At 65.0% G+C, this 8828-nt stretch carries 10 protein-coding genes; all 10 read left to right on the forward strand.

Going from position 1 to position 8828, the window contains the following annotated elements; genetic code table 11:
* Positions 1–417, forward strand: a 417-nt coding sequence (locus EOA36_RS18500) for an ABC transporter permease (protein ID WP_145969212.1), incomplete at its 5' end; no start/stop codon positions are given.
* A gap of 175 nt (positions 418–592) precedes the next feature.
* Positions 593–1420: an AraC family transcriptional regulator gene (locus EOA36_RS18505; RefSeq protein ID WP_127278864.1), complete on the forward strand. Its 828-nt coding sequence runs from the start codon at positions 593–595 to the stop codon at positions 1418–1420.
* A gap of 113 nt (positions 1421–1533) precedes the next feature.
* A complete protein-coding gene (locus EOA36_RS18510) occupies positions 1534–1977 on the forward strand; it encodes an SRPBCC family protein (RefSeq protein ID WP_127278865.1) in 444 nt (147 codons plus the stop codon).
* A gap of 11 nt (positions 1978–1988) precedes the next feature.
* Complete coding sequence (locus EOA36_RS18515; protein WP_127278866.1) at positions 1989–2783, forward strand: FAD binding domain-containing protein; 795 nt, start codon at positions 1989–1991, stop codon at positions 2781–2783.
* A 109-nt stretch (positions 2784–2892) separates the two neighbouring features.
* Positions 2893–3375: a (2Fe-2S)-binding protein gene (locus EOA36_RS18520; RefSeq protein ID WP_127278867.1), complete on the forward strand. Its 483-nt coding sequence runs from the start codon at positions 2893–2895 to the stop codon at positions 3373–3375.
* A 12-nt stretch (positions 3376–3387) separates the two neighbouring features.
* A complete protein-coding gene (locus EOA36_RS38815; protein WP_127278868.1) occupies positions 3388–4755 on the forward strand; it encodes a xanthine dehydrogenase family protein molybdopterin-binding subunit in 1368 nt (455 codons plus the stop codon).
* Between the two features lies 1 nt (position 4756).
* A complete protein-coding gene (locus EOA36_RS38820; RefSeq protein WP_127278869.1) occupies positions 4757–5758 on the forward strand; it encodes a molybdopterin cofactor-binding domain-containing protein in 1002 nt (333 codons plus the stop codon).
* Between the two features lie 9 nt (positions 5759–5767).
* The gene (locus EOA36_RS18535; RefSeq protein ID WP_127278870.1) at positions 5768–6649 is read left to right on the forward strand and encodes a MoxR family ATPase; all 882 of its coding nucleotides are present in this window, start codon (positions 5768–5770) and stop codon (positions 6647–6649) included.
* A gap of 85 nt (positions 6650–6734) precedes the next feature.
* Positions 6735–7871 carry a VWA domain-containing protein gene (locus EOA36_RS18540; protein ID WP_127278871.1) on the forward strand — a complete coding sequence of 379 codons (1137 nt, stop codon included), beginning with the start codon at positions 6735–6737 and terminating at the stop codon, positions 7869–7871.
* Positions 7871–8758 carry an amidohydrolase gene (locus tag EOA36_RS18545; RefSeq protein WP_189553265.1) on the forward strand — a complete coding sequence of 296 codons (888 nt, stop codon included), beginning with the start codon at positions 7871–7873 and terminating at the stop codon, positions 8756–8758. The genes EOA36_RS18540 and EOA36_RS18545 overlap by 1 nt, the downstream gene beginning before the upstream one ends.
* Positions 8759–8828: the final 70 nt, after the last annotated feature.

Below are 8828 nucleotides of genomic sequence, written 5' to 3' on the forward strand. Positions count from 1 at the left end.
ATCCTGCGCTGGACGAAGTTCGGCCGCCATATCTTCGCCATTGGCGGCAACGAGCACGCGGCGACGCTGACCGGCGTACCGGTCAAGCAGATCAAGGTCGCCGTCTACATGATCTCGGCGCTGTCAGCCGGCATTGCCGGCATCATCGAGACCGGGTGGCTCGGCGCCGTCACCACCAATCTCGGCAACGGCATGGAACTGCAAGTGATCGCCGCCACCGTCATCGGCGGCGCCAATCTGGCCGGCGGCGTCGGCACCGCCTTCGGCGCCATTGTCGGTGCTGCCCTCATCGAGGTGATCCGAAACAGCCTTGGCCTGCTTGGCATCAACGCCTTCTGGCAAGGCACCTTCATCGGCGGCGCCATCCTGCTGGCGGTTCTGTTCGACCGCATCCGCAATTTCAGGCGCAGCGACTGAGAGCACGTCGTCGAAGCGCTATTCGTTCTGGTTCCTATCGCTCAGTCTGAAAATCGGCTGAAGCCGACCGCCATTGGTTTCGGCCAAGGACCGATGCCTTGACGGATACCGAAAACCGGCCGCACAATCCCCCTGCAGGCGAAGGGAGGCCAGTCGCCTGCGGGAGGATATACCCATGACGGAAGCGATCAGGCTCTACTGGGGCCGGTTCGGACATGTTTCTGTCCTGAATGTCGCGAGCGACTTCGTCACCCATGCCCATGTCGAGGCGCATCTGATCATCTGGCTCGAAGGCACCGCCGGCGAGATGACCATCGGCCGTGAGACGGTCCGCCTCGGCCCGGGTACCGCCGCCGGCATCAACTCGCTCCAGCCGCATAGCCACGTCCTGTCTCAGGACGGACGGCCGGGCCTGTTCCTGGCCTTCTACATCGACCCGGACTGGGCGCGCCGCCGCCGCGACCTGCCGTCCAGCGCGCCGCTGTTCTCACAGGCGGCGATCGCGCTCGAGCCGTGGCTGCACCAGGCCGCCGCCAGCCTGCTCGATCATCTCACCGACAATGAAAGCGTCGACGACGTCGCCAACTACGAGATCGAGCGCTTCATCGACTCGGTGCTCGATGCCGCCGACGCCTCGGCGCCGCAGGAAGCGCGCGGCCGCATCAGCACCATGCAGGATTTCCGCGTCCGCAAGGCGATCCAGCTGATGAAGGCCAATGTCTGCGAGCGCATCTCCTTCGACGATGTAGCCCGCAGCGTCGGCCTGTCGCGGCCGCATTTCTTCGCCTTGTTCAAGGAACAGACCAATCTGACGCCAAACGTCTACTGGAACACGCTGCGCATGGAGGAAGCGGTGCGGCAGCTGCAATGGTCGCAGGAGCCGCTGATCTCGGTCGCCTGCAATCTCGGCTTCACCACGCAGGGCAATTTCTCGCGCTTCTTCCGCGACCATGTCGGCGTGCCGCCGACGCTCTACCGCGAGGCCGCGCGGGCCACGGCCTGAGTCGGCGCCATCTGTTTTTCAGACTGGTTGATACGCGCTCAAGACGCATTGATAAGCGCTGCCCGCTCCAGCGCCCTACCCTTGCCGCAACGAACTCCGCAAGGGAACACCATATGCCCAAAGTCACCATCTCCAGCGTCATCGACGCGCCGGTCGAAAAGGTCTGGGCGCGCATACGCGACTTCAACGGGCTGCCGGGCTGGCACCCGCGCATGGTCGAGAGCCATATCGAGGACGGCAAGGATGCGACCACGATCGGCTGCGTGCGCAACTTCCAGCTCGCCAGCGGTGCCCGCCTGCGCGAAAAACTGCTCGACTTTTCCGATGACGATTTCCTCGTCAGCTATTCCATCCTGGAGACGCCGCAGCCGCTCACCAACCACAAGGCGACGCTGCAACTCAGGCGCGTCACCGACGGCGACCGCACTTATGCCGAATGGACCGCCAGCTTCGACGCGGCCCCCGAGGATGCGGACAAGCTGGCCGAGGGCATGGGCGCCAATGTCTTCCAGGGCGGCTTCAATGCCCTTAAGACCCATTTCGCCGGCCAGAGCTGAAGGAGCGGGCCATGGCACTGGCGCTGCAGACTTTTACAACGGTAAAGGACGCCAATGCTGCGCTGACGGCGGCTGGCAGCCGCTATCTCGGCGGCGGGACGCTTGTAGTTCGAGCCGCCAATGAAGGCGATATCTCCGTCGCCACTCTTGTCCGCGCCACCGACCCAGCCCTGTCCACCATCGCCCTGTCCTGCGGCAAGGTCCGCATCGGCGCCTCGGCGACCATGGCGGAGATCGCCCGCCATCCGGAGCTTGGTACCCTTGCCAAGGCCGCGCGCGCCGTCGGCGGTCCGGCGATCCGCAACATGGCGACTGTCGGCGGCAATCTGTTCGCGCCGTCGCCCTATGGTGATTTTGCCGTAGCCCTGCTGGCGCTCGACGCAACGGTCGGCACCGATGACGGCGACACGCCCATCGAAACCTTCCTGGCCGGGCGGGACAACAGCCGCGCCATCGTCACGTCGGTCAGTTTCATGCTTCCGAGGGCCGGCAGTTTCCGCTTCCTCAAAGTGTCTCGGGTCAAGCCCAAGGGGGTCTCGGTGCTGAGCATTGCGATCGTTCTGGAACAGGCTGGAAACGGGACCGTCTCCTCGGCGCGGATCGCGCTCGGCTGCATGGCCGATCGGCCGGTGCGCGCCAGGGCGGCGGAAAACGCACTGCTGGGAAAAACGCTTGATCAAGACGGCATCGCGGCAGCGCTGGCCGCCGCCACCGAAGGCGCCGCGCCGATCACCGATCCCATCGCCAGCGCCTGGTACCGCGCCGAAGTGCTGCCGGTCCATCTCGGCCGGCTGCTGCTCGGCTGATGCCTGTCGCCCAAAAGTGTGAAGCGGTTCTGGGAGAACGACAAGCACAAAAATGAACACGTCGGGGGGCGCGCGCTTGCCCTGCGGGGCAGGCGCGCAAGGAGGAAGAATGGCAAAGGTCCCGGTTCAATTCACGCTCAATGGCTCTGAAAAGGCCGAATTCGTCGACAGCGGCACGACGCTGCTCAATGCGTTGCGCGACAAGATCGGCGACACCTCGCCAAAGGGCGGCTGCCACCAGGGCACGTGCGGCGCCTGCTCCGTCATCGTCGACGGCGAGTTGAGGCTCTCCTGCCTGACGCTGGCCGAAACCTGCAACGGCGCAACGATCACCACCACATCGGGCCTTGCCGAAGGCGGCGTGTTGCACCCGCTGCAGCGCGCCTTCCTCGACACTTTCGCCAGCCAATGCGGCTTCTGCACGCCGGGCATGATCATGGCCGCCAAGGTGCTGCTCGACCACACGCCCAACCCCAGCCGCGACGAGGTCGTCGAAGCGCTGTCCGGGAACATCTGCCGTTGCACCGGTTACGAGCCGATCATCCAGGCGGTGCTCACCGCCGCCCGCGCCAACTCGCAGAACGCGGCCTGAGGGACCAAAAGAATGGAACTGCGCAAGAGCTACTTCGCCGATGTCCGCAAGGACGATCTGCACGAGATCGGCCAGGCCCGGCCACGCTCGGATTCGCCCGGCCATGTCACCGGCAAGACCACCTTTTTCGCCGACCGTAACTTCCCCGGCATGCTGCATCTGAAGATGGTGCGCAGCCCGCACCACCATGCCCGCATCCGCTCGATCGACACCTCCGAGGCCGAGATGCATCCGGGCGTCGTCAAGGTGCTGACGGCCAAGGACGTGCCGCACAATGTCTACACCATCCTGATCCTCATCCAGATCGGTCCCGAGGATGAGACGGTCCTGGCCGACGGCAAGGTGCGCTGGAAGGGCGAGGCCGTGGTGGCGGTGCTGGCCGAAACCGAACGGGCCGCCCAGGAAGCCGCCGCCAAGGTCAAGGTCGACTACGAAGTGCTGCCGGCGGTCTTCGACATGGAGGAAGCGCTGAAGCCCGGCGCGCCCATCGTCAACGAATATCACGGCCAGAATTATTACCTCTATGATAGCGGCGAGTGCCGCAAGGTGCGCTTCGGCGATGTCGAGGCGGGGTTTGCCGGGGCCGATCACGTGCTGGAGCAAAGCTATCAATCCTCGCCCATCGAGCACGCGCCGACCGAGACCACCGGCTGCGTCGTGGCGCCCGAAGGCAATGATCGCTTCACCTGCTACACCAACACGCAGGCGATGTTCTTCACCCTCGACAACACTTCGATCATCCTGCAGATGCCGGGCTCGAAGCTGCATTTCGTCGGCGGCACCGTCGGCGGCGGTTTTGGCGGCAAGGTCGACGTCATCGTCGAGCCGATCGCCATCCTCGGCGCAAAATTAACCGGGCGACCGGTCTGTTTTATCTACAGCCGGGAGGAGGAGATGCAGATCTCCTCGCCGCGCGCGGCCGAAAAAGTCGTCATCAAGGACGGCGTCATGAAGGACGGCCGCATCGTAGCGCGCAAAGTCACAGGCTACACCGATGCCGGCGCCTACTCTCGCCACTCGCCCTATGGCGCGCAGAAGGGCGCCGGGCACTATCCCGGCCCCTACACCATCCCCAATGTCTGGATCGACACCTACTGCGTCTACACCAACCGCACACCGTCGTCGGCCATGCGCGGCTTCGGCGTCACCATCGGCGACTTCGCGCTGGAGGTGCAGATGGACAAGCTGGCCCGGCTGATCGGCATGGACCCGCTCGAATTCCGCTTCATCAACGCCTATCGCGACGGCGACATGAAAGCGCATCGCCAGCCGACCGAGGGCGCGGCACTGATCGAGTGCATGCAGGAAGCAGCGCGCGCCGCCAACTGGCCGGTGGCGGAGAAATACATGGCGATGTCCTCCTACAAGAAAGGAGCCTGAGATGGCGATCCGGCGTGGACGCGGCGTCGCCGCGATCAACTACCCCACGGGCATGAATCTCGGCGGCGATCCGACCCAGGCGCTGGTGCATTCGACCCCGACCGGCAATTTCATGGTGACGCTTTCCAGCGTCGATCTCGGCCAGGGCATGAAGCAGATCATGGCGCAGATCTGCGCCGAGACGATCGGCGTGCCGACCGACCGCGTCGTCGTCGACACCGCCGACACCGACACCGGCCCGCACTGCATGGGCACCTTCGCCTCGCGCGGCACCCACCGCGCTGGCAATGCCGTGATCCAGGCCGCCATGGAGGCCCGTCAGGTGATGCTGGAAGTGGCCGCTGAAGAGCTGGAGGTGAATGCCTCGGACCTCGAAACCGACGGCCAGGGCAACATATTGGTCAAGGGCGCGCCGCAAAAGTCGATCTCGATCTTCGACGTCGCGCTGTCGGCGCATTTCAAACGCGGCCGCTCGATCTCCGGCCGCGGCATGTTTTTGATCCCCCGCTCCTATCCGGAGAAGGAAACCGGCGCGATGAAGCCGTCGACCTGCTACGCGCATGCGTGCACGGTCGCTGAAGTCGAGGTCGACGACGAGACCGGCGAAGTGACCGTGCTCACCGTGAAGAACGTCTTCGAGATCGGCCGCGCGCTGAACCCGAAAATGGTCGAGCAGCAGCTGGTCGGCGGCTCCTGGATGGGCATCAGCCACGCACTCTACGAGACGACCGAGCCCTATTATCCCAACCGCGACCATGGCGGCACCGATTTCAACCAGTATTTGATGCCCGGTCCCGGCGACCTCGCCGAGACCGAAATCATCGTTCTGGAGCGTCCGTCCGGCGACGGACCATATGGCGCCAAGGGGCCGGGCGAAATGTGCGCCAACCCGCAAATACCGGCGGTCGCCAATGCCGTCTTCGACGCCGTCGGCGTGCGCATCGACACGCTGCCGATCACGCCGGAGCGCATTTTGCGGGCGCTCAAGGCGCAAGCGAACTGAGTGCCGAAAATGCCCGAGGTGAACACCGAGACTGTCGCGACCTCGCCGGAGGCGGTGGCACAGCATCTCGCCGCCTCGCGCTATCTGGCCGACGAAAGCCTCGCCACCGCCATCTTTCTTGCTATCCGGCTCGGCAAGCCGCTGCTGCTCGAAGGCGCGCCGGGCGTCGGCAAGACGGAAGCGGCCAAGGCGATCGCCGCGCTGCTCGGGCGCGATCTGGTGCGGCTGCAATGCTACGAAGGCATCGACGCCGCGCACGCGCTCTACGAATGGAATTATCAGCGCCAGTTGCTCGCCATCCGTCATGCCGGCGAGCACGAGATCGACATCTATGACGACCGTTTCCTCATCGCCCGTCCCCTGTTGCAAGTGCTGAAGGCGCCGCAGCAGCGCGTGTTGCTGGTCGATGAGATCGACCGCTCGGACCATGAATTCGAAGCGCTGCTGCTGGAGTTCCTCTCCGACTTCCAGATCAGCATTCCCGAGCGCGGCCCCATCCGCGCCGAGGCACAGCCGATCGTCGTCCTGACGTCGAACCGCACCCGCGAACTCGCCGAGGCGCTGCGTCGACGCTGCGTCTACCACTGGATCGGCTATCCCGACGCCGAACGCGAGGCCGCCATCATCATGCTGCGCGCCGGCGATGTGGCGCAGGCCACTGCTCGCGCCGTGGCGGCGGCTGTACAGACCATCCGCGCCCGGCCGCTCGCCAAGCCACCCGGCATCGCCGAAGCCGTCGAATGGGCCAATGCCGCGACCATTCTTGAAAAAGGCGGTAGCCCCTGGCCGGAAGCCTTCCGCCGCGCCATCGGCGTGCTGATCAAGGACGAGGAAGACCTCTCCTACATCGCGCCCGAGCTAGGCCGCATCGTCGAGGAGGCGCTGGCGTGATGCGGGGAGTCAACGAGCCTCTGTCTCTAACGTCGGCAGGACAGAGGGGGGCGCGAAGGAACGCAACGGTCGGAATATTTCTGCCATGCCGCGCGACCGTAGCCTACCTCCGGCCTCGGCACCCTTCCTCGGCTTCGCCCGACTGCTGCGCCAGTACGGTTTCGCCATTGCCCCCGAACAAGCCTCCGGCTTCATGCAGGCGATAACCTTGCTTGGCCCCCGCTCGATGGCCGATATCCGCGAGGCGGCCCTTGCCACGTTGGCGCCGCCGCCGGATCGCCGCGACGAATTCGAGGCGCATTTCCAAAGCCATTTCTACGGCAACACGTCAGCCGTTGTCGAAGGCGACGCCGACGACGAGACCCGCATCAAGGATGATGGCGGCGCCGACGACGAACGGATCGAAGCCGAGCAGCAACAAGAAGGCGGCGAACTGTCCTCGGCGCTGGAGCAGTTGAGCACCCGCGACTTCCAACGCGACGATGACAGGCTGACCGCCTTTCACCGCCAACTGTCATCCGCGCTCCCCGCGCGCCGCTCGTTCCGCACGGTGCGCACCCATTCACGCGGCAAGCTCGACCTGCGCCGCTCGCTCAGGGAAATCGTCAGCGCCGATGGCGATGTCCCCTCGCCGCTGCTGCGCCGCCGCCAGACCGTGCCGCGCAAGCTGCTGATCCTCATCGACGTTTCAGGCTCGATGAAGTTGCACACAGCGGACTATCTCAAGCTGGCGCATGCCGCCGTTCAGGGTGCTGACCGGGCAGAAATATTCACCTTCGGCACGCGTCTGACCCGCATCACCACGGCGTTGCGCGTCCGCGACCGGGACCAGGCGCTGGCGCGCGCGGCCGCCCAGGTCGACGACTGGGACGGAGGCACCCGCATGGGGCCGACGCTGCTTGCCTTCCTCTCCGTGCCGCGTTTCTCCTCCTTTGCGCGCGGTGCGGCCGTCGTCATCCTGTCCGACGCGCTGGAGCGCGGCGATCATGCCGAACTGGAAACGGCCATCCGCCGGCTGAGCGCCCGCGCCTTCCGGCTGTCGCTGGCGACCCCTTTGGCCGGCGACCCGCGCTTCCGGCCGGAGACCGCCGCGCTCAGTGCCATCCTGCCAGTGCTTGACGATCTGGTCGACGGCTCGTCACTTGCCGGTCTCACCGATTTCATCCTGTCGCTTGCCCGCCCCGCGCCCGTGGCGGCGGCAATCTGGAAGAGGGTATCGTGATGCAAAAAGCCATCGACGCGCATTTCCACATCTGGCGCCAGCAGGACCAGCCCTGGCTGGTCGGGCCGATGGTGCCGCGCATCTTCGGCCCTTACGAGCCGATCCGCCGCGATTATCCGATCGGGGAGTTTCTCGCCGACCAGCAGGGTTCCGGCGTAGAAAAAGCGGTCTATGTCCAGACCAACTGGGCCAAGGAGGATTTCGAAAAGGAAGTCGCCTTCCTGCAGAAAACGGCAGATGAAACCGGCTGGCCGCACGCCATCGTCGGCTATGCCGACATGACGGTCGACGATGTCAGGTCTCAGATCGACCGCTTGAAAAAATATCCGCTGCTGCGCGGCGTGCGCATGCAGCTGCACTGGCACGAGACGCCGGCCTTCCGCTTCGCCGCCTCGGCCGACCAGGTGATCGACCCGAGAGTGCGCGCCAATGTCGCGCGGCTGAAAGATTACGACCTGTCCTTCGACCTGCAGCTCTTCCCCGCCCAGATGAAGGACGGACTGGCGCTGGTCGGCGAGAATCCGCAAACCAAATTCATCCTCACCCATGCCGGCATGCTGACCGGCATGGACACGGAAACCACCGAGGCCTGGAAGGCCGGCCTGCGCACGCTGTCGGCTGCGCCCAATTTCTATGCCAAGCTCTCCGGTCTCGGCACTTTCGTCCACCGCAACGACCCGGCTCTCATCGCCTATATCGTCGACAACGCGATCGACATTCTCGGAACCGATCACCTGATGTTCGGCTCGAACTTCCCGATCGAAAAGCTGTGGACCAGCCACGCCGAACTGATCAAGGCGCACCGCGATGCGGTGGCGAAGCACGGTCCGGCCGCCGAGGCGGATATCTTCTGGAATACGGCGGAGCGGGTGTATCGGCCGGTTTAACGCAGCGGTCTTCCTTCTCCCCTTGTTGTGGGAGAAGGAAAGAGCCGCCGTGCTTCCTTATTGCGTGGGC

It is taken from the genome of Mesorhizobium sp. M8A.F.Ca.ET.021.01.1.1 (assembly GCF_003998025.1).
GTDB lineage: Bacteria > Pseudomonadota > Alphaproteobacteria > Rhizobiales > Rhizobiaceae > Mesorhizobium.

Bases quoted from the DNA above. Each gene is read 5' to 3' on its own strand.
- EOA36_RS38815 (WP_127278868.1), top strand. From the start codon at position 3,388: ATGGAACTGCGCAAGAGCTACTTCGCCGATGTCCGCAAGGACGATCTG.
- EOA36_RS18510 (WP_127278865.1), top strand. From the start codon at position 1,534: ATGCCCAAAGTCACCATCTCCAGCGTCATCGACGCGCCGGTCGAAAAG.
- EOA36_RS18505 (WP_127278864.1), top strand. From the start codon at position 593: ATGACGGAAGCGATCAGGCTCTACTGGGGCCGGTTCGGACATGTTTCT.
- EOA36_RS18535 (WP_127278870.1), top strand. From the start codon at position 5,768: ATGCCCGAGGTGAACACCGAGACTGTCGCGACCTCGCCGGAGGCGGTG.
- EOA36_RS18545 (WP_189553265.1), top strand. From the start codon at position 7,871: ATGCAAAAAGCCATCGACGCGCATTTCCACATCTGGCGCCAGCAGGAC.
- EOA36_RS18520 (WP_127278867.1), top strand. From the start codon at position 2,893: ATGGCAAAGGTCCCGGTTCAATTCACGCTCAATGGCTCTGAAAAGGCC.
- EOA36_RS18540 (WP_127278871.1), top strand. From the start codon at position 6,735: ATGCCGCGCGACCGTAGCCTACCTCCGGCCTCGGCACCCTTCCTCGGC.
- EOA36_RS18515 (WP_127278866.1), top strand. From the start codon at position 1,989: ATGGCACTGGCGCTGCAGACTTTTACAACGGTAAAGGACGCCAATGCT.
- EOA36_RS38820 (WP_127278869.1), top strand. From the start codon at position 4,757: ATGGCGATCCGGCGTGGACGCGGCGTCGCCGCGATCAACTACCCCACG.